Source organism: Vibrio sp. 1-1(7), from assembly GCF_013048485.1.
GTDB classification, from domain to species: Bacteria; Pseudomonadota; Gammaproteobacteria; order Enterobacterales; family Vibrionaceae; genus Vibrio; species Vibrio fujianensis.
Genome location: NZ_VHSP01000001.1, coordinates 562,850 through 588,570, shown reverse-complemented (window position 1 = coordinate 588,570; position 25,721 = coordinate 562,850). Strand labels below are relative to the sequence as shown.

General features: G+C 44.3%; 23 protein-coding genes and 1 CRISPR repeat array. Of the genes, 6 read left to right on the top strand and 17 right to left on the bottom strand.

Annotation, left to right across the window (positions count from 1 at the left end):
• Positions 1-161 precede the first annotated feature (161 nt).
• The 7 genes from btuD to cobT form a co-directional block, all read right to left on the bottom strand.
• Positions 162-917, bottom strand: a complete 756-nt coding sequence (gene btuD / locus FKN05_RS02790; protein ID WP_170886864.1) for a vitamin B12 ABC transporter ATP-binding protein BtuD — start codon at positions 915-917, stop codon at positions 162-164.
• Entirely contained in the window at positions 904-1,899 is a 996-nt protein-coding gene (gene btuC, locus FKN05_RS02785) for a vitamin B12 ABC transporter permease BtuC (RefSeq protein ID WP_099612527.1), read from the bottom strand. Before btuC ends, btuD begins: the two co-directional genes overlap by 14 nt.
• A gap of 71 nt (positions 1,900-1,970) precedes the next feature.
• Positions 1,971-2,999: a succinylglutamate desuccinylase gene (locus tag FKN05_RS02780; RefSeq protein ID WP_170886863.1), complete on the bottom strand. Its 1,029-nt coding sequence runs from the start codon at positions 2,997-2,999 to the stop codon at positions 1,971-1,973.
• 208 nt (positions 3,000-3,207) lie between these two features.
• On the bottom strand, positions 3,208-3,825 hold the full coding sequence (locus tag FKN05_RS02775) for a histidine phosphatase family protein (RefSeq protein WP_170886862.1): 618 nt from the start codon (positions 3,823-3,825) through the stop codon (positions 3,208-3,210).
• Positions 3,825-4,367 carry a bifunctional adenosylcobinamide kinase/adenosylcobinamide-phosphate guanylyltransferase gene (cobU, locus tag FKN05_RS02770; RefSeq protein ID WP_099612530.1) on the bottom strand — a complete coding sequence of 181 codons (543 nt, stop codon included), beginning with the start codon at positions 4,365-4,367 and terminating at the stop codon, positions 3,825-3,827. Before cobU ends, FKN05_RS02775 begins: the two co-directional genes overlap by 1 nt.
• Complete coding sequence (locus tag FKN05_RS02765) at positions 4,352-5,164, bottom strand: adenosylcobinamide-GDP ribazoletransferase (protein WP_099612531.1); 813 nt, start codon at positions 5,162-5,164, stop codon at positions 4,352-4,354. The genes cobU and FKN05_RS02765 overlap by 16 nt, the downstream gene beginning before the upstream one ends.
• Positions 5,164-6,228, bottom strand: a complete 1,065-nt coding sequence (gene cobT, locus FKN05_RS02760) for a nicotinate-nucleotide--dimethylbenzimidazole phosphoribosyltransferase (protein WP_170886861.1) — start codon at positions 6,226-6,228, stop codon at positions 5,164-5,166. The genes FKN05_RS02765 and cobT overlap by 1 nt, the downstream gene beginning before the upstream one ends.
• A gap of 162 nt (positions 6,229-6,390) precedes the next feature.
• Here cobT and FKN05_RS02755 point away from each other — a divergent pair, with 162 nt between their 5' ends.
• The 6 genes from FKN05_RS02755 (at position 6,391) to cdd (ending at position 12,566) form a co-directional block, all read left to right on the top strand.
• Complete coding sequence (locus FKN05_RS02755; protein WP_170886860.1) at positions 6,391-7,080, top strand: NAD(P)H-binding protein; 690 nt, start codon at positions 6,391-6,393, stop codon at positions 7,078-7,080.
• Between the two features lie 166 nt (positions 7,081-7,246).
• Complete coding sequence (locus FKN05_RS02750) at positions 7,247-8,617, top strand: L-cystine transporter (protein ID WP_099612534.1); 1,371 nt, start codon at positions 7,247-7,249, stop codon at positions 8,615-8,617.
• Positions 8,618-8,795: 178 nt separating this feature from the next.
• The gene (gene sbcB / locus FKN05_RS02745; RefSeq protein WP_170886859.1) at positions 8,796-10,217 is read left to right on the top strand and encodes an exodeoxyribonuclease I; all 1,422 of its coding nucleotides are present in this window, start codon (positions 8,796-8,798) and stop codon (positions 10,215-10,217) included.
• A 27-nt stretch (positions 10,218-10,244) separates the two neighbouring features.
• Positions 10,245-10,628 carry a CidA/LrgA family protein gene (locus FKN05_RS02740; protein WP_106426907.1) on the top strand — a complete coding sequence of 128 codons (384 nt, stop codon included), beginning with the start codon at positions 10,245-10,247 and terminating at the stop codon, positions 10,626-10,628.
• Positions 10,628-11,323 carry an LrgB family protein gene (locus FKN05_RS02735; protein WP_099612536.1) on the top strand — a complete coding sequence of 232 codons (696 nt, stop codon included), beginning with the start codon at positions 10,628-10,630 and terminating at the stop codon, positions 11,321-11,323. Before FKN05_RS02740 ends, FKN05_RS02735 begins: the two co-directional genes overlap by 1 nt.
• 355 nt (positions 11,324-11,678) lie before the next feature.
• Entirely contained in the window at positions 11,679-12,566 is an 888-nt protein-coding gene (cdd, locus tag FKN05_RS02730; RefSeq protein WP_099612537.1) for a cytidine deaminase, read from the top strand.
• Positions 12,567-12,740: 174 nt separating this feature from the next.
• Here cdd and FKN05_RS02725 read toward each other — a convergent pair whose 3' ends face one another.
• The 10 genes from FKN05_RS02725 to cas3 form a co-directional block, all read right to left on the bottom strand.
• Positions 12,741-13,739: a FecCD family ABC transporter permease gene (locus FKN05_RS02725; protein ID WP_099612538.1), complete on the bottom strand. Its 999-nt coding sequence runs from the start codon at positions 13,737-13,739 to the stop codon at positions 12,741-12,743.
• 16 nt (positions 13,740-13,755) lie between these two features.
• Positions 13,756-14,709, bottom strand: coding sequence for an ABC transporter substrate-binding protein (locus FKN05_RS02720; RefSeq protein WP_170886858.1), 954 nt, complete (start codon positions 14,707-14,709; stop codon positions 13,756-13,758).
• 26 nt (positions 14,710-14,735) lie between these two features.
• Positions 14,736-15,509, bottom strand: a complete 774-nt coding sequence (locus tag FKN05_RS02715) for an ABC transporter ATP-binding protein (RefSeq protein ID WP_099612540.1) — start codon at positions 15,507-15,509, stop codon at positions 14,736-14,738.
• 216 nt (positions 15,510-15,725) lie between these two features.
• A CRISPR array of direct repeats spans positions 15,726-17,209; the repeat unit is 32 nt; unit sequence GTTTCAATCCACGCGCCTGCGGGAGGCGCGAC.
• Between the two features lie 175 nt (positions 17,210-17,384).
• Positions 17,385-17,678 carry a CRISPR-associated endonuclease Cas2 gene (gene cas2, locus FKN05_RS02710; protein ID WP_099612541.1) on the bottom strand — a complete coding sequence of 98 codons (294 nt, stop codon included), beginning with the start codon at positions 17,676-17,678 and terminating at the stop codon, positions 17,385-17,387.
• A gap of 10 nt (positions 17,679-17,688) precedes the next feature.
• Positions 17,689-18,720, bottom strand: coding sequence for a type I-C CRISPR-associated endonuclease Cas1c (gene cas1c, locus FKN05_RS02705; protein ID WP_170886857.1), 1,032 nt, complete (start codon positions 18,718-18,720; stop codon positions 17,689-17,691).
• Positions 18,717-19,340, bottom strand: coding sequence for a CRISPR-associated protein Cas4 (gene cas4 / locus FKN05_RS02700; RefSeq protein ID WP_170886856.1), 624 nt, complete (start codon positions 19,338-19,340; stop codon positions 18,717-18,719). The genes cas1c and cas4 overlap by 4 nt, the downstream gene beginning before the upstream one ends.
• Positions 19,340-20,209 (bottom strand): type I-C CRISPR-associated protein Cas7/Csd2, encoded by an 870-nt coding sequence (cas7c, locus tag FKN05_RS02695; protein WP_161427288.1) that lies wholly within the window; start codon positions 20,207-20,209, stop codon positions 19,340-19,342. The genes cas4 and cas7c overlap by 1 nt, the downstream gene beginning before the upstream one ends.
• A gap of 16 nt (positions 20,210-20,225) precedes the next feature.
• Entirely contained in the window at positions 20,226-22,142 is a 1,917-nt protein-coding gene (cas8c, locus tag FKN05_RS02690; RefSeq protein ID WP_170886855.1) for a type I-C CRISPR-associated protein Cas8c/Csd1, read from the bottom strand.
• Positions 22,139-22,846, bottom strand: coding sequence for a type I-C CRISPR-associated protein Cas5c (gene cas5c, locus FKN05_RS02685; protein ID WP_170886853.1), 708 nt, complete (start codon positions 22,844-22,846; stop codon positions 22,139-22,141). Before cas5c ends, cas8c begins: the two co-directional genes overlap by 4 nt.
• Positions 22,847-22,877: 31 nt before the next feature.
• The gene (gene cas3 / locus FKN05_RS02680; RefSeq protein ID WP_170886851.1) at positions 22,878-25,352 is read right to left on the bottom strand and encodes a CRISPR-associated helicase Cas3'; all 2,475 of its coding nucleotides are present in this window, start codon (positions 25,350-25,352) and stop codon (positions 22,878-22,880) included.
• Between the last annotated feature and the right edge of the window lie 369 nt (positions 25,353-25,721).

The window sequence follows — 25,721 nt, the reverse complement described above, 5'->3', positions numbered from 1 at the left end:
TAAAGCGATTAGTATGCCAATATTGCTAAAAATCAATAATAGATTGATAAATAAAGAAATATATTTAAATCATTGGCAATGGATTTCTTCGCCTGCCCAATAAATGGGCTGAATGCACCAATCTCAGTCAAATACATCAATCTCAGTCAAATACATCAATCTCAATCAAATAGAAGATAGTAGCGACCTTGCCACTCGACCCGCTTAACCTGTGTTTGAAAAACATCGGTGAGGTTATTTTCGGTCAAAACCTCATGAGCAGGGCCGAAGGCATGCATAATGCCTTTATCTAACATTAACACCTTATCAGCATGTTGAAGGGAGCGATTCAAATCATGGTTTGCCATCACAACAGTAACCCCTTGATCCGCTATCCGCTGAATCAGGGCATAGAGTAGCTGCTCCTGAGCAATATCCAGTGGAGCACCCGGTTCATCGAGAATCAATAGCTGACCACTAACATTGAGCGTAGGCCAGATCTGTAAACAGCTCCCAGCCAGACGAACGCGCTGCCACTCTCCACCGGATAAACAGTGAATGGTGCGGTGAAGCTTATCAGCTAAATTTAATAAGTTGCAGATTTCATTCAATGCCGTCACCACCTCGGGATCCTGATGGTGCTTTCCTTGTGGAAGAGACAAAGCTAGATATTGAAAAACATCCAAATTAAAAGCCGGTTTGTCACTTTGTGACAGATAGGCACGCTGTAATGCAAGCTCAGAAAGAGAGAATTGAGAAAGCGGTGTATCATCAAATAGCACTTCTCCTTGGCTTTCTAACATTCCCGCTAATGCTGCCAGTAAAGTACTTTTACCACTGCCATTCGGCCCTATTATATGTAAGACCTCTCCTCTTTCACATTGAAAAGAGAGCGGAAGCAAACGCATTCCTACTTGTAAGCTATTAATTTGAATCATGGTTTTTGATTAGCATCCAGATAAAAATCGGCGCACCAAGTGTGGTTGTGACGACCCCGAGCGGTAGTTCTGCCCCCCCTAGTATCATACGCGCTAGCATATCGGCCAAGACCAGTAATAATGCGCCTCCAATTGCAGCAAGGGGGAGCAGCATCCGATTTTCACTCCCCAAGAGTAACCGTAATAAGTGAGGGACGACTAAACCGACAAAACCAATCACACCGCCAAGCGCAACACTGACTCCCACTAACATAGCCACAGCAAAAATCAGTTTCCAGCGTAGCGCCAGCACATCTATACCTAACTGCTTGGCATGACTTTCACCTAACATCAGTTTATCTAACTGATGTCCTTGTAACATTAACCATGCCATCACAGGTAATGCAAATAATGACAAACTATGCTGATACCAGCTGACACCACTGACACTGCCCATCAACCAATACATTAACTGCCTTAAACTTAAGTTATCACTAAAATAAAAAGCCCACGTGACGACTGCCCCCGACAAAATGCCAAGCGCAACCCCAACCAAGAGCAAACGTGTTGTCGTTAAATGGGTAGTTTTAGCCAGCATGACAAGCAATAAAGTAAACAGCAAACAGCCGATAACGGCGGCAACCATGAATACCGGCGGCGTCGCTAGCAAGGGGAAAAAGAAGAGTACCACAACCATGGCGACACTCGCGCCGCCCGAAATGCCCAGAATGCCCGGTTCTGCCAGCACATTCCCGAGTAAAACTTGTAAAGTAGCCCCCGATAGCGCTAATGCACCACCTATCAAAATAACAGCCAATAAGCGCGGTAATCTTAACTCAACAACGAGCTGTTGCTCTAACGGCGTATGGGAAGCCAATGGCCAAATCCAAACCTCACCCACCATCGTATAAACGGCGCTACTGAATATTAAGGCACATAGCATCAACCATAAAGCATGGTACCAACGACGCTGTTTTTGTTGGATGAGCTGACTAAATTGCATTGAAAGATCAAAGGCTTTGACGAGAATGGGTTAACCTTACCGTCATCAAGAGTCAAGCTCAAGACATTTGCTTAGTCGTAAACTAATTGATCCTCTTCATAACGGGTATCGACTTTGCACACCATCAAAGCCGCTCGCTGACCAATAGCAACGTAACGATTAGGGAAAACGATCGCTTCGCCTTCGTTTTTCGCCATCAACGGTTTATCGCCATCGTGACCAAAAACTTCACCGTGCATAAAGGCAGTAAAATTTTCAATCTCTTCGCCAAACCGAAAATCAAAATCATCATGCAAACGAACAATGGTTCGACTCACACGGTATATGACCGGCTTTTTAGGTAAATGCTCAGGCCGCTCTCTTGCAACAAGATCACGCAGCGCAAGCTCAAAAGCCACCAAGCGAGAAAGATCATTTTCTCCCCATTGAGCCACTTGACCTAGTTCAATGGTCATTGCTTGTGCCGCAAAATAATCTGCACTAAACCAGCTAAACGTACTCGATGGTGCATTAGAAAGCATCACCGCTTCAATATGTGCTTGTTCAATAAAGCCCATCAATGCTCGGCTACGTACAGGGTGGCGAGTTTTAGGACTCACCGCAAAAGAATAGTGTTTAGAGCCTCGAATCGCACAATGTAGATCCAAATGCCAGCGCTGCTCTGGCTTTGTCCCAGCATAAAAGTCAGCTACCGTTGCCTTTAAACGTTCCGCAAGCGCGCTTTCTTGCGTTTTAGGGTGCGGTCTATCATCAAACAAACGGTTTAAATTCTCTTCAATAAAACGGGCCTGCCTCTGAGCGGCTTCTGGATGCGCAAGAATAAATAAACAGTGTTCGTTGACCGGTTGAAAACCACTGATCAGATCGTCTAACAGTTTATCAACTAACTCCATTGGCGCGGTTTCATTACCATGAATCCCACAAGAAACAATAAGATGTTTCGTTTGTGCATCGCTCCGCGCAGGCACAACTTCAACTAAACCGCGCCCATGTAACTTAATTGTCACTCCAGAATCAAGCGTCAATGCACCACGTAAAACTGGCTGTTCAAGATCAAGACTGTCGGAAAGAAAAGATTGGCGAAAGAGGGACTTCGTCATGTGCTACTCCTTTATTACACAGCGGTATGGTAAAGAAATGTTCAGCCAATTTATGTTGAGAGGATCGCACTTATCAAGATAAAAGCCATTTATTCATAGATTTATAAATTATTAATACGAGCAATTCAACCGCGCGAATTCTATCACTAACTTAAGCTAAGACTCTATCACTACCTTCGTTTCTACGGCGAAAAATTATGTCTGAAACTCAGCGATGATGCCTATTCGCGGATAATGCTACACCAATATTGTTGACCTTCACCAGCGGTGGCTCACCAGGGAAAACCGTGAGTTGAGTGATCGATTGATTGGCAATCGATAATGAAGAATACCAACGTGGATTTTGCCAATTAACCTGCAAAATATTCGCCAATAATAAACGTATCGTGCCCCCATGCAGAATCATCAAGCAATTCTCATTACATTGATTCACCCACCATTGCCAAGCGTGACTGACTCGATGATAAGCCTGTGATAACGGCTCGGCACCAGGCAGTATATGCTGTGCTGGATCTAGCCAGAATGCTTCTAATAAAGGCCATTGCTGAGATAACTCATCAAAAGTTCGCCCATCAAATTCACCGAAGTCAAGTTCTTGAAATGCCGGCTCAATTATCACCTTCAACTCTGGCCGTAGAGCTTTAAGTTGTACCGATAAATCAGCACAGCGACGCAAAGGTGATGTTACCACCGTTGTAAAGGGTAAAGACTCAAGCTGTTTAGCCATCAATTGCTGTGTTTTATCTGCCACTCCAACGTCGGTACGGCCATTTAATGCAGCTGGCCCAAGCGTATTTCCATGACGAAGAAGATAAATAGAATACATCACTCATCCTTTAATATTAAAGGTAGCCCGGCACAGATAAAAACCACTCGCTGGGCAACTTTCGCTATGGCTTGATTCATCCAGCCTGCATAATCGACAAATAAACGTGAGACTTCACCTAGTGGTACAATGCCCATCCCGACCTCATTGGAAACCAGTATAATCTTAGCTTTACTCTGTGTAAGCGAGGTTTGGAGTTGTTCGACTTGCTGTTCTATTTGTTGCTTGTTGAGTGCCTGTCCAGCATTATAAATAACATTGTTAAGCCATAAAGTCAGGCAATCAACCAGCACAATATCATGCTCACTAAACTGGGTGAATAATTGAGCCAGAGCGAGAGGTTCTTCATGTTCTTGCCAACCTTGACCACGTTGCTGCTGATGATGCGCGATACGTGCTTGCATCTCCAAATCACAGGCGGTTGCCGTTGCCACATAATGAAGTTGAGAGGATGGATGCTCTGCAAGCCACAACTGAGCTTGCTGCTCTGCATAATGAGACTTGCCACTTCTTGCTCCACCTAAGATCAGTTGAATAGCCACGGTACACTTCCTAACACTTGAATACCTTGCTGCCAATAAGCGATCAACAATAGATAAATCGCTAACTCCATAATCTGTTGCGCCGCCCCTAAACAATCGCCAGTAAATCCGCCAAGCCGTTTAATCAGCCAAGCCTTAAAACTCACTCGGAATAGCCCGACAAGTAAAAACAAGCCAACCATCACTTCGATACTAAACCAGAATGCAGGCAATGCTCCAGTAATCAGTAAGATCACTAACTCACTACGACTTTGTTTGCGGGCTAGCGGCTTACTTTTACTGCTATCAGGCTCGCTGACATAAGGTAGATCATAAATAAAGCTCGCCGCTATCGCTCGGCTTAAGCTGTAGCCAAGTAACCAGACGGGAACTAATGACATCTGTTGTAGCAGGGTAAAAAGGAATAAATATTTTCCCAACAATGCCATAATCAATGCCGTTGCCCCGTAGGTTCCAATACGACTATCTTTCATGATTAATAGTCGACGTTCCGTGGTCATACCACCACCAATACCATCGACCATGTCGGTTAACCCATCTTCGTGAAAAGCACCCGTCAATAATAAGCTCAGCATCATGGTTAAAAACAAGCTGATTTCACTCGGAAATAGTCCACTTAACACCGTATAACTTAACGCACATAAACCGCCGAGTAATAAACCTACTAGCGCAAAATACCGCCCCGCTTGATTCATTCGAACCGCACTGTAGGGCAGCGATTTCGGTATAGGCAACCGAGAAAAAAAACTGACTGCCAATAAAAACAGATGCCATTGATATTGCATACGGTAAAACATTACACCGTCACTCCGGCTTGTTCAAAGCTAGCCATCGTATTATAAAACTCTGCCGCGGCACGAAGCAGAGGCACCGCCAAGACCGCCCCTGTTCCTTCCCCAAGCCGCAATCCTAAATCCAGCAAGGGTTTCGCCTCAAGCAATTGTAATACTGCTTGATGCCCTGACTCATGAGAGCGATGAGCAAAAATCATGTAATCCCGACAACTTGGGTTAAGCAAGGTGGCAACATACGCCGCGACCGTCGCAATGAATCCATCAACGATGACTGGGGTATTGTGCTGAGCGGCAGCTAAAAAGCCACCAACCATTTGCACAATTTCAAATCCCCCCAACTGAGCTAGAGTTTGCTTAGGATCGCGTTTTTGATCACCCATTACTGCTTGGCAACGCAATACGGATTGATCAATAAGCATCTGCTTTTTCTCAAACTGTTCTGGTGATATTCCCGTCCCCATTCCTACACAGGTTTCACTCGGAAGCCCTGATAACGCGGCCAACAATGCTGCAGCACTGCTGGTATTAGCAATACCCATTTCGCCAAACATAACCAAGTTCGAGCCAGCATGAATCACCTTCATCACTAACTGCTGGCCGTATTCTAGACCTTGCTCAACTTGTTGCGGCGTCATGGCAGCTTGCTGAACAAAATTCTGGGTTCTTTCGCCTAAACGCTGTACCACCAAGTGAGAATGTTCGGTTTCAATGGGTAGCAAAATGCCACAATCCACCACCATTATCTGCACATCATTCGCTCGACAAAAACAGTTAATCGCTGCACCACTCGAGAGAAAATTCATCACCATTTGGTGAGTGACAGCACTGGGCGCAATGCTAACCCCTTCATCGGCAATCCCATGGTCACCAGCAAAAACAACCACGCTCGGAGTATTGAGAATGATGGTGTCAACCGCTTGTTTTTTACCTTGGCTCTGAATTAACGCCAGCTGATAAGCCAGGGATTCAAGCTGGCCTAATGATCCCAATGGCTTGGTTTTTTGCGCAATACGCTGAGTGATTTGATGTTGAAATGAAAGATCTAACTGTTTGAAAAGGTAAGACATTGCTAATCCATAAGCCCATAAAAAAGTGAGTTAAAGCAGTCTACTCGTTATCGCCTATTGATGCTATGCTCTGTCTGTCACAATCTGCGCTGCCCCCTCATCCACTCAATCAAATCCATGCTATCCTCACTTGCATTAACATTTTGGTTCAGTGGCTAAAAAATGCATTCATCGACTCGTAACCCTATTGTCATGATTGCCGGAGCTTCCGGTTTAGTTGGCGGTTGTGCCCTGCAACAATTACTGGCACAACCGTCTATCCAACAAGTCTATTCGCTGACACGACGCGCTGCTAACCAACCACATCCCAAATTAATCGAATGTGTGGATACCAACCTAAGCATGACGGAGTGGGATGAAAACCAACCTCGTCCAACGCATGGGGTGATCGCGCTGGGCACCACTCTTAAACAAGCGGGTTCGCCACAAGCATTAGAAAAAATTGATTTTGATTTAGTTTGCCACGTGGCACAAACGATGAAGATATTAGGTGTCAGCAGGCTCGCGGTGGTGTCTAGTTATGGTGCCAACCCGACCTCACGATCACATTACCTACGATGCAAAGGCCGGATGGAAGAAACTATTCGACGACAAGGATTTGAGCAAGTGACCTTTGTGCGTCCCGGCCCACTAAAAGGTCAACGAAAAGAATCCAGACAAAATGAAATTTGGCTCCAACGCGTTATGCAGATTGGGCGTTTTTTCTTATTCGGGCGGCTTAAAAATCTTATTCCCATTGAGGCAGAACGAGTCGCTCAAGCTATGCTTTATCAATTATTTGATTATTCCGATCAACGTATTACTATTTTACATTCGCAAGATATGCATCATATGCTGCAGAAATACCAATAAAACGTATAATTCACCTTCACAATGTTGCCAATGTAAACAAAGCGCTAAGTTAGATAACCATTTGTTCTAAATCATACTGTTTTTGTCTTTTGCCTATCAGCGTTAACACGCTATCCTGCCTGCGTTTTTTATTCTAATCTCTGATGCCATTTTAAGGATATTTATTATGTCAGTTACAGCTATCGCCATGCTGGCGGTGTTTGCCGGTATTTTGCTGTTCCTGTTCAGCCAACAGAAAAAAGCCTATTCCCTTTCTCGAATTGTTTTACTCGGCCTTGTGCTTGGTAGCTTATTCGGACTGGCTCTACAGCTCATCTTTGGTGAGAACAGCCCAATCATCAATCAAGTTCTCGCTTGGATTGCTATCGTAGGTAGTGGCTATGTCGGACTATTAAAAATGGTGATTATGCCATTAGTTTTAGTTTCCATGATTTCTGCTGTGGTGAAATTAGAAAATAGCGGTTCACTGGGTAAGATCTCTGGACTAACTATTTCAATTTTATTGATTACCACCGCCATCGCCGCACTCATTGGTATTCTAGTCACGCAAGCCTTTGGCTTGACCGCTGCAGGCCTCACTGAAGGAAGCCGAGAAGTCGCTCGCATGACTCAATTAGAATCTCGTGCGGCAACGGTAGCGGATTTAACTATTCCACAAATGCTGTTGAGCTTTATCCCAACGAATCCTTTTGCTGACCTAACCGAAGCACGCTCTTCATCGATTATTGCCGTGGTCATTTTTGGGGTATTAGTTGGTATTGCTGCACGCAAAGTTATGCTTGAAAAAGAACAACTTGCCGCACCTATTCGTCAATTTGTCGATGCACTACAGTCTGTCGTTATGCGGTTAGTCAAAATGATTATCGCCTTGACGCCTTACGGCATTACTGCACTGATGGCCAAGGTCGTCGCTACCTCTAGCGCCAGCGATATTCTTAATTTGCTCGGTTTTATCGTCGCATCTTATATCGCCATTGCTTTGATGTTTATTGTGCATGGTATTTTGGTTGCTTTTGTCGGTGTCAACCCGAAAACTTACTTCCAAAAAATATGGCCAGTTTTAACCTTCGCTTTTACTTCGCGGAGTTCAGCGGCCACAATTCCGCTCAATGTTGAAGCACAAATCACAAAATTAAATGTGCCACCAGCAATCGCTAACCTTTCTGCCTCGTTTGGGGCCACGATTGGTCAAAATGGTTGCGCAGGGATTTATCCGGCTATGCTTGCCGTGATGGTCGCCCCCACAATGGGGATTAACCCACTCGATATCCATTTTGTACTCTCTTTAATTGCGATGATTACCATCAGTTCCTTCGGTATCGCAGGTATTGGCGGTGGTGCAACCTTTGCTGCACTGATTGTACTACCAGCAATGGGATTACCTGTCACGATTGCTGCGCTGTTAATTTCGATAGAACCTTTAATTGATATGGCGCGTACCGCATTGAACGTTTCAGGCTCGATGACCGCGGGGACGATAACCAGCCGCTTAATGAATCAAGTTCATGAGCCACAAGTGGAGCAACAGCAAGCTTAAGTCGTTAACGTCTCGCATACTCACCGCCAACCTCACTCTCAGGTTGGCGTTTTCTTTTGACCAAACTTATGTTTCTTTTCACCAAACTTATGTAGGTCAGCGAGTCCAATCATTGCCATGTCTTAAGCGGAATGTTCTAATACTCATCACCTCCTCTTCGTTACTGGGTCAACCATACATGCAACACCACCAGCCCACATTCTTCTTTTTTGATTATGAAACTTGGGGAACAAGCCCTGCGAAAGATCGCCCTTGTCAGTTTGCCGGTGTACATACCGATATGAATTTTAATATTATCGGCGATCCCTTAGTGATTTACTGTCAATTACCCTGTGATTATTTACCGAGCCCAGAAGCGGCGCTAATTACCGGAATTACACCACAAAAAGCGATGGCTGAAGGCATAAGCGAACCTGAATTTATGGCTCGCATTTACGCTGAACTCGCCACCCCTAACACCACGAGTCTCGGTTATAACAGTATCCGTTTTGATGATGAGGTAACGCGCTATACTTGTTATCGCAACTTTTTTGACCCTTATGCTTGGAGCTGGCAAAACGGAAACTCTCGCTGGGATTTACTGGATGTGATGCGGGCATGCCATGCGTTACGTCCAGAAGGAATCAACTGGCCAAAAAATGAAGAGGGGTTTACCAGTTTTAAATTAGAACATTTATCAAAAGAAAATGGCATTGAGCATGAAAATGCACATGATGCGATGAGTGATGTGATTGCGACCATTGAACTTGCCAAAAAAATCAAAACCGCACAACCTAAGCTATTTGATTACTTTTTATCAATGCGTCATAAGCGTAAGCTGATTGATCTGGTTGATATTGTCAATATGACCCCCTTAATGCATGTTTCTGGCATGTTGGGGCGAGAATGCCAATACACCAGTTGGGTGGTTCCGATAGCCTGGCATCCAACCAACCAAAACGCCGTGATTGTGGTCGATTTAGCTAAAAATCCAGAACCACTTTTGACGCTAACCGCTGAGCAATTACATCAACGCCTTTATACAAAACGAGAAGCATTAGCCGCCGATGAATTACCGGTTCCCATCAAACTCGTTCATCTCAATAAGTGTCCCATTTTGGCCCCAGCGAAAACCTTAACCGCGGATAATGCGGCGGTGATTGGCATTGATCGAAAACAATGCTTAGCGAACCTCAGCTTACTTCGTCAACATCCTGACATTCGAGAAAAATTGGTCTCCCTCTTTGCCATTGAACGAGAATTCCCTGCTAATTCCGATGTTGATAGCCAATTATATGATGGGTTCTTTTCTCCCACGGATAAAGCAGCCATGGAGATTATTCGCTCAAGTCACCCGGAATTACTAGGTAGCTTAGACATTGAGTTTAGCGACCAACGGATTGCTCCACTACTTTTTCGCTATCGCGCCCGCCATTATCCGTGGACACTCAGTGACACCGAGCAGCGCCGCTGGGCTGATCACTGCCGCGACTACTTTGAAACACGATTACCAGACTATATGCTTAATTTAGAAAACTTAGTGCAAGAGCACCAAAGTGATGAGAAAAAAATGGCCATTCTTAAATCCGTGTATCGCTATGTAGAATCGCTCGCTTGCTAACCCACTTTATTAATAATGAAATTCACCATGAAGACTATCAATCACTACCTCAAATTAACCGCTCAATATTTGGTTTCTATGGGGTTAATCTTTCTTTGCCTATGGGCTGGGATCACGTTACAACATTGGTTGGGAATCGCCATTCCCGGTAGTATCATCGGCTTACTCATTTTATTTGCCTTATTAGCCAGTGGATTAGTACCGGTCGACTGGGTAAGGCCCAGTGCTCATCTTTTTATCCGCTACATGATCTTACTCTTTGTTCCGATTAGCGTTGGTTTAATGGTTCACTTTGATGTCTTAATCAATAACCTTTGGCCGATCCTTGCAAGTGCGATTGGAGGCAGCGTGATTGTATTGGTTTCGCTTGGTTTTGTATTAGACCGATCACTTAAAAAAGGAGAGAAATAATGTGGTTAATTGTCACATTAATCGTTTTTTTCTTTGCCCGTTGGATAGCACAAAAGTGTAAGACCCCTTTAGCTAACCCACTATTAATCTGCATCGCTATTTTGATTCCCAGTTTAATCTACCTTCAGGTTCCTTTTGAAACCTATTACGCCGACAACCACTGGATCAGCGATCTGCTACAACCCGCCGTGGTTGCCTTAGCCTATCCCTTATACGAACAACTCCCGCAAATTCGTTCAAATTGGCGTATTATCATGTTGGCCTGCGGGGTCGGTAGTATTATGTCTATGTTGACCGCCAGCTTTATTGCCTTATCGATGCAAGCAGACACATCGTTAGTCGCAGCTTTAATGGGAAAATCGGTCACCACACCGATCGGCATGGAGGTTGCGAAAAACTTAGGAGGTGAACCCGCTATCGCAGCGATTCTTGTACTGCTGGTCGGCCTTTTTGGTGCTATCGTCGCCTACCCTATTTATAACTTACTTAACATTACTCACCCTATAGCCAGAGGTTTAACCACAGGCACGGTTTCTCATGCATTAGGTACAGCCTCCTGCGCGGAAAAAGATGCGCGAGATGCCGCCTTTAGCTCTCTCGCCCTCGTTGTTTGTGGCATTATTACCTCCATACTTGCGCCAACATTGTTTGCATTTAGTGTGTGGCTTATCTATGGGAATCCCCTTCCTACTTGAAGCTGCAGCGGTGTTGACTACCTTCATTCAGCCCAATCACCATTCGTTCACCCAAATCACATCGTTTGCCTATGTTCATGAGGATAGTGAGAGCCATCCGTGGCTCTCAGCAAAAGCCAGCCTACGGCTGTTCAAATTTGTTCCAAACAAATTTATCACTCACTTGCCGCCTATCTGCATCGAGTCGTTTGGGTATGGTTAACTCTCGCAGTTCAAGGAGAGCGATTGCGCCATGTGTGACATCACTCTAATTATGAAACATTAAACATCATTACATAATTATAAGTGATGTAGATCTCAGTAAGTAACGGTCAATTGACTAGAATGAAGTTCAAAAAACGGATAAGGATAAACTATGAATCGCCGTATTGAACAAGCATTGTTACAACTGCCCGCTGCCGTGAACGCGTATCTCTCACCAATCGTGCTTAGTGAAGCGTTCGATGCAACGCTGTCAGCCGAACAATTTAACCAGCTACTTGCGCTTTCACAGCTCAATGATGCTGAATTAAGGGTTGCGTTGCTGCCTGTAGCTGCTGCCTATGCTTATGTTCCTATTTCTCAGTTTTATGTTGGTGCGATTGCACGCGGAGTCAGTGGTCGCCTTTATTTTGGAGCTAATATGGAATGGTCTGGGGTACAGCTCGGCCAAACCATTCATGCAGAACAAGCCGCCATTAGCCATGCTTGGATGAAAGGTGAGCTAGGTATTACCGACATTACGGTCAACTACAGTCCGTGTGGGCATTGCAGACAATTTATGAATGAGTTAAGTACTTCGCAAACATTGACTATTCAACTTCCAGAACGTGAAGGAAAATCGTTGCAGTATTATTTACCAGAATCTTTTGGCCCACGAGATCTCGGCATTGAATCAGGTCTGATGTCAAAGGTAGATCATGGGTTACTCACTGAGACTGATGAGCCTTTACTGCAAACCGCTTTACAAGCTCTCAATCGCAGCCACGCACCCTACACAAATAACTTAAGTGGTGTAGCATTGCGCACCACGTCAGGGCGAGAATTTAGTGGTGCTTATGCTGAAAATGCGGCATTTAATCCAAGCCTTCCCCCCTTGCAAGTCGCACTAATTCAACTACGCATGGCAAAAGAGGCTTTCGAACACATTTGTGCTGCCGCTTTAATTGAGATGTCACAAGGCACCATCAGCCACTTGGCTGATACCCAAGCAACGTTAGAAGCCATTAACCCAGATATTCCTTTCGCGTATTTATCGCTCTAAAGCGCTATTACCGCTAAACTATTACCTCTGAACATATACCGCTGAACATAGCGAAACTGCGTGAGCCTTATATCCTTCTTGATCGTGATACGAGGCTCACGTATGAGTCAGCCATCTATGCGTGGCGATGTGAATCTTGATCACCGCCCTAGCACCTTATCTCTTTCTTTATCCCTAACCTTTCTTCCAAACCAAATATAAAACAAACAAACCACCGACTGCAGCGGTAATAATCCCAACTGGCAATTCTTGTGGTGCTAATAATGTTCGGCTAAGCACATCACCAAGACTCATCATTACCGCCCCCCAAAGTGCGATAAGCGGTAGAGAACGTCGGTGCGTCATCCCCGAAAAGGGTCTGATCAAATGTGGAACCATTAAGCCGATAAACCCAACTACACCAGTTATTGCGACAATCGCAGCAGTACAAAATGCGCAACAAATGAATATTTCACTGCGTAAACGATGTACATTCATACCAAGTGAGTAAATGGTTTGATCACCAACAAGCAAGGTATCGAGCGCTCTATAGCGTTTGATTGATAGCAATACAACAACAGCAACGCCCATTAAAGGAAAAATCAAATTATCCCAACGAGCCAGGCCTAGTCCACCCATAGTCCAAAATAGAATTGAACTGGCGGCTCGTTGATCGCCCGAATAAATAAGAAAGCTAGTCAAAGCACCAAATAAAAAAGAGATAGCAAGGCCACATAAAACTAAGTTATCGTTTCCGCGCTTTTTTTGCATCGAAAACAGCATAACCACTGCGACCGCAGAAACTAGCCCCCCACTAAAGGCGGCAATCGGCAAAGACCAAACCCCAAGAGCATCCCCCAATCGCATGATAACAAACACCGCTCCAGCAGATGCGCCAGAGGACAAACCAAATAGAAATGGATCCGCCAAATCATTGCGTGTAGCCGTTTGCAGTAATGCCCCCACAATCGCGAGCCCAATACCTGCAACAATGGCAAGTAGCGCTCGTGGTAAACGCAGATCGAGCAAAATTCGACTCGTCATTGAAATATCTTGTGAGCCAATAGCGCGAATGTCATGCCAAATCTGCCTCGTAGAAAAGGTTATTGAGCCGAACCTCAAGCTCAATAAAAATGTCACGCCTAATAACACACTTCCCAACAACCACATTAGTGAGTAACTGTTTATTTTCATCACTCGCTATAACCACTTATTGAGCAAAGAAGGCGTGCGCCATTGTCTCAACCGCAGCGATATTCGCAGGCCCTGGCGTTAACTGCTCGTATCGCAGCTTGATATATCGTTTGTTTTCAACGGCTTTGGTGTACTTCATCAGTGGGTGCTGTTCAAGAAATGCTTGCAGTACATCCGCATCACTAACCCCTTGATAGTAAAGTAAAATGATAACATCTGGATTGGCCTGCGCCACCTTTTCCCAAGAAGTTGTCGCCCAATTAGCCTCCATATCATGCGTAACATTGAGGCCACCTGCGGCTTGAATCATAGCATCGGGCATGGCATATCTTCCCGCAGTAAACGGTTTGTCTTGACCTGAGTCGTATAAGAAGACTTTTGGTGCTTTGCTATTAACCGCTGGCTTAGGCAATGCAGCAATACGTTGCTTCCAGCCGTCAACGAGCGCATTGGCCTTATCTTGACGGTCAAAGATAACGCCGAGTTTCAAAATATCTCCATATAGCAAGTCCATACTGGCACTCTTCCTCTGCTGCGGATGAATATGAACACAGCTTTCCGTTAGCACTAGGGTATCAATACCATAAGGAGCTAATGTTTCAGGCGTCACCTCGCCACCCACTTTCATTCCATAATTCCAACCCGCGAAGAAGAAATCAGTATTTGCTGCCATCAACACCTCTAATGATGGATTTTTCGGTGCCAGCTCCGGAATATCACCTAACTGTTTTTTAAATTCCGGTAACATTTGATACCATCCCGTTATGCCCGTGACACCCGTCATGGCATCTTGCAGCCCCAGCGCAAAGGCCATTTCTGTCATATTAATATCGTGAAACACCGCATGAGTTGGACGTTTTTCAATCGTTAAAGGAGACCCACAGCTGTCTACCGTCACGGGGTAATGCGTTGTTGCAGCTTGCGCAGCAGTGATAGAGAGTAAAAATGAAAATACAAGGTGCCATTTCATGAATTGATTCCTGTTGAAAATATAGCCTATAAAGATGCGGCTTCGAAATGATGAACTGCGTTATGAAGAGATGGGTGTTGGAAAGTCAGCACATTTAACCCAAACGTTGGCGTGATATATTGATTACTTAGGATTTCCGTCGGACTATCGAACTTAACCATACGCTGATTCGCCATAAGAATGACCCGATCGGCAAATGGAGCAACCAACTGTAAATCGTGTAATACCGCAATGCAGGCCACTTCTTTATGTTTAATCAGATCGAGCAATTCCAAACGCGCTAAAGGATCTAAATGGTTGGTAGGTTCATCAAGGAGTAAAAGTTTCGGCTCTTGGGCAAAGGCTCGGGCGATATTAGCGCGTTGCTGCTCGCCACCAGACAGTGAACCTATTTTACGTTCACTTTTATCGATCAGCCTTACCTCATTTAGCGCTTGATTCACTGCAGCCAAATGAGTACGTTCACTACAACAAAAGGCATGAGGCACTCTGCCAAGCCCAACATATTCACGTACCGTTAAACGAGGATCGACGTAATCATTTTGTGCGACTACAGCAATTAATTTGGATTTTTGTTGGAGAGATAAATCGCTCAGTTTATGGCCATCAATACGTAACTCACCCTGAACAGCCAAATATTCACCAGTAATCGACTTAAGTAAGCTCGATTTACCACTGCCGTTCGGCCCAATAACTGCGATACATTCATTTTTATCAACCTCAAACGACGCAGTAACTAATGCTTGCCAACCTTGTTGGCTATACGTACTCAGTTGCTTCACTTCCAACAGTGATCCCATCGCCCCACACCTAATGATATTAACCGCCATGTGAAGCGTTACAGGATAACAACCAATTCTAATATAGTCGATAAAAACATGATTTAAGTGACTATATTGACGAAAAAATCGCTCATCACAAAATTGCCATGAGGAAAACCGCCACGTCATCGATCAAATATTACACCTGTAGGAGGCGAGCCCCGAACCATTATTCCAGTTACCCCCGCGGAGCGGATTTCAATCCACGCGCCTGCGGGAGGCGCGACGAAACTTTAGCAACAAGACAAGGATACAAAAATGTTTCAATCCACGCGCCTGCGGGAGGCGCGACAACGCAACCCCGGAGTCATCCATTCCGATCCGTTGTTTCAATCCACGCGCCTGCGGGAGGCGCGACAAATCTCATAACAGCAAATCACTTTTCTTTGCATGTTTCAATCCACGCGCCTGCGGGAGGCGCGACTTGCTGGTATTAATGCGCTCGGTTCTTTTTAGCTTGTTTCAATCCACGCGCCTGCGGGAGGCGCGACAAGGTGGAAAGGATTGATGACTCGCAGAGAGATCGTTTCAATCCACGCGCCTGCGGGAGGCGCGACGCGAACATCACCACTGGCGCGTTCTCCTTGATAGTTTCAATCCACGCGCCTGCGGGAGGCGCGACGGAGAAAGTTGAAATGGCGGCGAGACCAAGAAAAAGTTTCAATCCACGCGCCTGCGGGAGGCGCGACCCAACAGAAGCGTTTTTAATCGGATTTAATCCTGTTTCAATCCACGCGCCTGCGGGAGGCGCGACCCAATAGTTCAATATCGCCTTTAACGTCTGCTAGTTTCAATCCACGCGCCTGCGGGAGGCGCGACAGCCGACGGGCATTTTTCGCTTAGCGCCGGGTTATGTTTCAATCCACGCGCCTGCGGGAGGCGCGACGAATGGAAACGGGCAAGGAAGGAAGCGTGGTATTCGGTTTCAATCCACGCGCCTGCGGGAGGCGCGACGTATTTGATGGAGCTAGGGCAATGAAAATACAAGTTTCAATCCACGCGCCTGCGGGAGGCGCGACTTGCCCTCTTCGCCAACCGGATGGTCGGTATCAAAGTTTCAATCCACGCGCCTGCGGGAGGCGCGACAAATCACGGAGAGCTGTTAAAGGGCAAGACTTACGTTTCAATCCACGCGCCTGCGGGAGGCGCGACGAGTATTACGAGCTAGTAAAAGCATCCACTCTACAGTTTCAATCCACGCGCCTGCGGGAGGCGCGACTAAAAACTCTCGCGCTCTGGATAGGCTAGAGAAAGTTTCAATCCACGCGCCTGCGGGAGGCGCGACTTCAATTGCTTCATTATTAACCGTAATTGCCCAGTTTCAATCCACGCGCCTGCGGGAGGCGCGACGTTTGTGCCCACGACTTACATTAGCGGTTTAACGGTTTCAATCCACGCGCCTGCGGGAGGCGCGACGTCTGTCGCAAAAATATTCACAGATCTAGACACGTTTCAATCCACGCGCCTGCGGGAGGCGCGACCAATTAAAGGCGAGTGGTTTAATCTGACTGACGAGTTTCAATCCACGCGCCTGCGGGAGGCGCGACATATAAAGACGAGCCAAGCGCCGAGGAAATCATAGTTTCAATCCACGCGCCTGCGGGAGGCGCGACCTTGGTTATTGCAAGCCTGAGGACTTTGAGTCTGGTTTCAATCCACGCGCCTGCGGGAGGCGCGACTGCCTATTGTGAAAGGCAGGTATAAATTAGCACAGATTATAGTTTGCCGCTAACTTTGTTGGGTAGAAGAAAACTATTTTGAGTGAAGCTATAAAAATAAATATTTGCTCTATTTTTAAAGAACTTATGCCATCGCTAGATCCCCAGTATTTTACTGAGAACCCAAGGCTAGCGATTATAAAATTAGGGTATCTCTGAATATATCTATCGCTTCTTTCGCGCCATGGTGCTCTACTTTGTTTTGCCAGTTTTTACCGAGCTTATAAAAACGCAAACTGTCGACTTCAGGATCATAAATAGATAAAAGTTTATCTTTAAATTCTAACCATTGTGTTGAGTCTATTTCACATTCAAACACTGAATATTGCACTCTCATACCATAGTCTAAGCAGACTTTTGCTAACTGCCTGAGGCGTTTTTGCCCATCATCACTGGCAAAGGATACATCGTAGGTGACCAAAACCATCATGGCTCGCTCCTTATTTTTTGATCACAAATGGCGAATAGTGGGCTAAATCACCACGTAAATGCCGGGCTAGTAACATGGCTTGGACATGCGGTAATAACCCAATTTGCACCTTTTCTTGCAAAAAAGGGTGTATGACTTCTTCTTGTTTTTTAGCTTGGTAAGCCTGAAAAACCAGCTTACGCGCGTCGTCTTTTATGGTGACTCCACCAAGACAATCTGTCTCAAAGTCTTTGGTGGTGAGGCTTTTATTATTAAAGAGTTTTAAGGCAATACTATCGACAATGTAAGCTCTAAACTCTTCTAAAAGATCAAGGGCGAGGCTATTTCTGCCGGGCCGTTCTTTGTGTAAAAAACCGACCTGAGGATCTAAGCCAACTCCTTGTAATGCCCCGCTGATCTCCTGCCCTAATACAGAGTAAAGCAGTGAAATAACCGCATTAACAGGATCTTTAGGCGGCCTTCGAGTACGCTTATCAAACAACTGTTTGCTTTCATTGCCTTTAAACATGTCGGCAAACGCCGAGAAGTAATGTGATGCGGCCTCTCCTTCTAGCCCTAAAATGATGTCGTAACTAGTCACTCCTTTGAGTTGCTCAATAATTTGCTTTAAACGCTCAATGGCTTTTTCTAACTGTGGCGTACTGCTGTGATTGCGTCTAAAGCGTAAAAGCAACATACGAGATGAACGTATTTTTGCGGCGACAATATGCTTGGCAATCTCGTTTGCGGCTTGCTCCTGAACACTAAACTGCTGCCTACGCAGCAATACATTACCCGTTTGTTTGCCAACCACATTGGCGAGAAAACGGCCATGCATATCAAAAAAAGCGAGGTGTGTACCATTTTCACCACAAAAGCCAAGTAACTGCGGCGAAACCATAATATTGCCAAAACAAAAGATGCTACCAATCGAATGAATAGGAACCTGCATCAGTTTTTGCTTTTCACCCTCGACTTTTTGTTCAATCAACAAAGTTTCGCGTTGCTTATGTAAATAGACGCCATCTTTGGTGATATAAAGTGAGTTTTGCAGTTTTTTCATTCCGCCTCCGTATTAAACAATCCGGCAACGTAACCACTTGAACTATCTTTGTTGATTAAATCTGGCTGACAGATCTCAATTAAAGAACATGCCTTACAGTGTTTACCTTTGGTTGGTGGAGGTGTTTTTCCGTTTGCAAACAACTGTTGTATTTGGGTAATCAAGGCTTTAGTTTGCGTTCGCAGTGAGTTATCGAATTCAATTTCAATGCGTTTGCGCGTTTGCCAATACCAAAGTACGCCATTTTTGACTTCAACAGATAGCATTTCTTCGATGCATAAGGCTTGCGCGCACAGCTGTACTTTGTCGATATCGTTGGCTTTTGGCTTCCCTCGTTTATATTCAACGGGGACAAATTGATTACTGAGTTTATGGTGCTCTAATAAGTCTAATTTGCCTGTTACGCCTAATTGTGGCGCAGTTACCACTACGCCACGTTCAAAACGCACCCCTTTACGAGTTTCTGGCTCGCCATTATCCACACGCTCATGTAACTGCCGCCCGTGTGCCGTTAGGTAGTTTTCTTGCCACACTTGCTCTAAGTGGATCAGCGCGCATTGGCGCTGACAAAAAGCAAAGTGCTGTAGAGCGGAGATGTTGATTAGGCGAGCATCAATCATTAGAAACCCTCGATCACTTCTGGCTCTAGACCTTGTAAAGCGCTTACCAGTGAATCGTTCAACGCCGTCGTTTCAAGCGGTAAACCTTGTTCAATATGAGATCTTAGCGTTTGATGCACTTTTGCTGAAGAATACTGACCAGACTTAGAGCCATGCTTCCACCATATAAGATGTGAAATACCCATAGAACCTTCGGGACGCGCTGATGATGCATCACCTTCAAAGAGTTTGACTAATACTGCTTTGATTTTTTCTGCATCTTCATCACTGAAGCCTGTTTTCTCAGCCAACTGAGGGGTCATGGCACCGAAAGCAACATAGGTGGCTTTATCTACACGATGCTTCATCCCCATGGTGTCTGATGATTTTTTGGTGCCATCACCTTCGCCACTCACGCTCTTGGTAATTTGTGTGCTAGTAATACTCACTGGCTCAATACTAAACGCGCTTTGAATCGTAACAGGCCCACGGATTGGAATAGACACACCATCCGAGCCTGTTCCTTTAAACGCAAAAACTTGACCAAATGCACGTACATCGAGCCATTTTTCACAACATAATTTTGCGGCTTGACTTGGTGCCGTTTTTTTACTGTTGAATGCCTCTTTTCCTACACCAACCTCGTCTGATTCAGCTCGGTTGCGTAAACTTGTCATGCCATCGGTTTTCCTTTCATCCGATTGAACAAAAATGCTTTCTCCCGCTTCTTGCAAACGATCACGAATTTTGCGCTTTAAACAAACATCGGTAATTTCACCAAAGCCCTCGTAATCGGTGCGCGGGCGGTTGCCATTAAGAGGGTCACCATTTGGGTTAGCGTTTAATACGTTAAAAATTAATGCAAAGTCGATTTTATTTTGTAAAGTCATAGTGATATTCCTTTTCTTAAACTGTTTCTTCTAAGTTTTCTTGAACTTGTTCGTCATTCACTTTCTTAACCCATTGGCCTTTCTCTACTTTATGAGTTTCTAGCCACATCATTTGGTTGTGAAAACCAAGCAAAAATTCAGGGGTCAGTTTTTGGTTTGAGGTAAAGTCGGCAGGATTAAACCTATCGGTTATTTGCATAAGCAGTGCTTTTGTTGCGTTGTCGTATCCTTGGTAGTTATTAAACAGTCTTTGCTGATACGGTACTAAGGCATTGCTGATGTTTAGCCACGTTGAAGCGGGTCTATTCACAAATTGCGTCATAAAACGCTCTGCCGTGGTTAAACGATTTGCTTCACTACTTGAGAGCGCCACTTTTTCAATCTTGTTAGCCACCGCCAGTAAACGACCAAACAAATAGTCGCGACTGGCATTATCTTGTTGTAATGCCATTGGGTATTCCTTTTGAATAGTTGAATGGGTTGTTCGGATGTAAAAACCTTTGATCAGTGAGCAGGCAATACCTAAATTTTGCAACCAAAGCCAAGTTTGATCGGATTTATAGGCAACGCGGTTAATTGCACGGTGAAACGCACTGTGCATGATGTCTTGAGGAATGGGTTTACCCTCAACGATACAGGGGTATAAACGGGTAATGAGGTTTTTCTTTAAGGTGTCAGCAGATTTAAGTACATCACCATATACACCATCAAGCACTCGAAACAAGCTCGGGGCACTATAAACCCATTGCCACTGTTCGTTTATTTTGACTCGCTGCTGCCAACCCAGATCGAGCTGCCACTGCTCTAATCGCGCTAAAAACTCTTTGGCTATAGTTTCACGGTAATACAAAATACCCATTCGTCCTGGCGTCGCAGAATCTAGCCCGAGCAGTGCAATTTGCTCATTGTCATCCAACTGGTTTTTCGTTTTTATACCGTTAAAGTAACGCTTTAATTGATTAGCGTAAGCTCGACCTAAATCCTGTGTATGATCTACGCTATCTGTTTCTTCTAACAAACTGGCAAAGTCACTGAAGTCTAGTTCGGTAGGTTCTGGGACAGGTTTCCCAAGGGGAGACCAAGCTAGAAAAACTAAAGGCTCATTACCCTTTTGTTTGATCTTTATTCCTTGTTTTTCAATTAAACAACGAAGAGAACTGTGTGCCCTTTGACTATTTAGGTAACCAATATTTGCAACTTGGTTTGCATCAGTGAATTTACCAAGATATGTAAAGCCACTACTGTCATTTGAGGATATAATTTTTGCGCCATCGGCACTACTCCTTAGAAACCTAGGATGACGAGTCGCACATCTAACGGATTTGGCATCTAAAAAACAAAAATCATTTTCACCAAATCTAGTCTCATAACTTTGCCAACTTTCAATAACCTCTTTGTCACTTTGAGTGGAAGTATCAAGGATTTTTGGGGCAACAACAGCCCAACGAATAAATGTTTTATCGACTTTTATTGGGGTGTTTTTTCCTGATTCATTACGAAACTTTATAGGTAACTCGAAAAGCTGTGAAAGGTCTTTAAAAATAGTTCCTTTTTCTAAATAGTCTCTAATAGCTAACAGTTTTGGAGTGGAATATTCAGAGCGACACCAATCAGTCAATTGTTCCATATACGCGTCATACTTTTCCTGTTTCAAATTAGGTAAGTCTTTTGCTATGTAACTTAACTCTTCACACAAGGGGTGCGGCGCTATTTTTGCTCCAGAACGGTTTGCAGAACTTTCTGTTACAGGTATTAAAGTCTTGGCTTCGTTACCTTCTAGTAGCTTAGTTAATGAAGGGATTAGCCTACCTTGCAAATCAACTGCGACTTCAATATGGGCTTGCTTTTTAACATGGCTGACTAACCAGATATCCTCGGGATATTGCTCAACTAATGCCTCATAACTATTTGCTAAAGCCGAAATAAGATTCATATTTCAGCCTCCAACTTTTCAACAGGTAGCAAATTATTTTCTAAATCAAAATTCTTAGCTACCATTGTTCTTACATATTTAGTTTTAAGTTCCTTAGCATCTACTCTTGGGTATTCAATCACCCCGTTTTTCATCACACCATGCCAAAATCGACTGATCAGTTCGCCATTACCAGTTTCATCAGGATAACCAAAGCTATGGAACATTAAGCCAAAACCCAGCTCATCAATATCATCGTAAGCCCCTTTGCCCTCCCCAAAAACACAAGGTTCAACATAACCTTGGCAATCACGGGTACCTAGAAAGATATCTTGTCGTCCACCTTTTTCCAACATGCGGTTAGCAATGGCAAAATGCTTACCGTCAACACGGTCTCTCGCTAATTCAGGGCGATGTTCATTCCACTCAAAATGGGCTTCAACTTGATACTCCACATCATGTAAAAAGGTGTAATAAGCAAGTTCATTACCTCCGCCCCAGTTCAACGGCTTTGTTCCTTTCGTTTGGGTACGCAGTGGTTTTATTACCCTGACTCTATCAACATGCCAAATAAGGGTTGGTTTCCAGTAGATGGATTTTAAAATCCCTTTAATCGCCTCGTAAGTAGGAATGTGGTAAGTACACTTTTCACCTCCCACTTTCGTTATGGGGTCAGTAAATAACGCATACCTGCCCCATAATCTAAAACTAATACTGTTTTTCACATGGCTCTCCTTGTTAAAAACATGGTTGCATTTAAAAAATTAAATCTTGCTGAGTATTTGTTACTTCTAAGCTCAAACCAAAATCTTGACTGTAAAATTCTTCACTTAAATAAAACACAGCTTCGTCTTGAGCTATTGGGTACACCGCCTGCTGATCGGTGAGTTTTTGCCATACATTAGGGAAAATATTCACACTGTACTTTTGTGCAGCCTTTAATAAGCCGCGGTAACTTGCCGCATCAAAGCGCTTATCAAGCGCACACAATTGTGTGATTATGCTTTGCGCTTCTTCATTAAATGGCACGATCACGGAATGCACAGGTGCATCAATGGCTTTAAACTGTTTCGCGGCAGTCATGAAAGACTGTCTCAGTGCAAACGGTGTTTTATTGATATTTCTTTGATTACTACTTAGCAAGTTAAGTAAGCTTTGATCTTGCTTAACCGGATAGCTCATCTCTTTATGGCGCTCATAAAAGTAGTATTGAAAATATTGACTAATTGCTTGCGGTTTAAGCAGCTCTTGTTCGGTAAATTCGGTGAATATTCGGTTTGAAGCAGCAATGCCTGTTTTAATATCGTGTAGCATACCGACATTTTCTTCGACAGGGTTAAGCACGAACACATGCCCCCTTTTTTGTTTGCCATTTCGATTACAACGCCCAGCAGCTTGAGCGATTGAATCAAGGCCAGCGACAAAACGGATAACGCAGCCAAAATCAACATCAACACCTGCTTCAATAAGCTGAGTACTGATACATAAAGTGGCCAACCTGCCTGATAACCGCGCTCTAACTTCATCTAGAATTTGCTTGCGATGAGCCGAACACATGCCCGTACTTAAATGGAATATTTTCGTCCCATCAAGAACTTGACTTTGCAATGCTTGAAACAGTTTCTTTGCCCAAACTTTGGTATTTACAATCACCAAACAGCTTTGTACCGCTGATAATTGCTGTTGTACTAGTTCAGTAATTTCGACCTCATTCCAACCCTCTTTTTTGGTAACGTTTTTTATTCTCACTCGTTCTAGCTGTTGATAAAGCTTTTCAATATTAGGGGTTAGTTCATTTTCTAGCGGTAATTGCAATTCGCCAAACGGCTTGATTTGTTCGGGTAACTGATTGAGTAAAGGCTGGGTCGCGGTACACATTACCGCAGTGGTGTTACAAAACCGCGTTAAATAGTTAATGGTGTTATTGAATAAATGAACACAACGAATAGGGAGTGTTTGGATTTCATCAAACACCAGTATCGCATTACTAAGCTGATGTAACCGCCTTGATCCACGCGTACCATTTGCAAACATACTTTCAAGAAACTGTACCATGGTGGTGAGCACGATGGGCTTATCCCAATTTTCGCATGCCAGTTTTGAACGCCACGTTTGTTGCTCTGGCTCCAAATTTGAATGGTGCTCTAATACCCAATCATCTGAGTCTATTTCACCCAAAACTTCACGAATGGCAGTGGCATTTTGCTCAATAATTGAGGTAAACGGAATGATGTAGATGATCCTATCAAGATTATGTTTTTTAGCGTGATGCAGTGCAAAGCGCAGGCTAGCGTAAGTTTTTCCACCACCCGTTGGGACAGTCAAACTGTAAATGCCCGTTTCACCTGGTGCGCGATTAAAACAGTTGTCTGATATTTCAGCACGAATATGATCGATGGGATTGACTGGCTCAAACTGTGCAATAAAGCTTTCAATTTGATCGCAAGCAGACGCCCAATTAGGTTGCTTAAAACGCTCAGGTTGATTGCTTGGCTGCTCAAAGTCGGCACTATCAATTCGGTCGGCATCAATTAGGCAACTAAACAACATTTTTGTAAACATGCCAAGGTAGTAATCATGCTCAATAGCTGAAAGTCCGTATCGATCAAACATACTTTTAAGGTTGCAGCTGCTTTTTAAAAGAAATTCAAAACTTGCGAGTGACTGCGCCTGTGAAAGTAAATCAGGATCTGCGTTTTTAGTGCATTCTTTTTGATGGGTTAGTTCATCATGCTTTTTAATCCGGTTTGCAAAAACGTTTTCATTTTCTGACAAGCTATCAATCAACCCGCTGTGGTGCGAGGCAATACACAGACTTAGTGCTTGAGTAATGGCTAACCCGTAAGGAATAAGAGTTTGGTCTTGTTGCTGTAAATGATTTAGATGAGGCAACAGTGTATTAATCACCCATTGTGCACCTGCACTTGAGTGGTCAATTTTCCCCTTTAAGCTTTTGCTGCTTGAATTTTCAGAACTCCCCTCATCATTATCTGGGTTATAGCCCGTTTGCTCTGCAATAATCAGCCGCATGTAAACTTGAAATGCTCTGCTGTATTTGCCAAAGTCATGCATTAAGCCAATCAGTTGCCCTTGTTCGGCAAAACCTATTTTTTCAGCAAGCCTGCCAGCTAATTCGCTCACCGCTGTTAAGTGAGCATAAACGCTTTGGTGGTGTCCATGCTCACTATCGGGATGGGCTATATAAAATTCACTCGGGTTTACTTCATTCATCAGCATCGCTCCCACGGTGTCATATTTTCGGTAAAAGGATGGCAAGTTAGCCGTTCAAACTTATATCGGTCGTAACTTCTCTCTTTCATAAAGCTCCAAAGGGGAAAAGAGCTATAGTGATTTCTGGGGATGGGAAGAAATGTAGTGCGATCAGTTGATTTATCTCACCAGCTCACAAGATAAGGAGCGCACTGCATAGATAAGCATAATAGCGCGACAGAGCAGCACAAACCAAAGGCCTCGTTAAATGAACGTTTAAAAATGAGAGCTAAGCCGTTGCAAGCTCAAGCAACGGTGAGGCTGAAACCCAGTAACACCAAAAACTTCGGTCGCCAAAAATCACCCTAACCACAGTCTTGAAGCTGATAA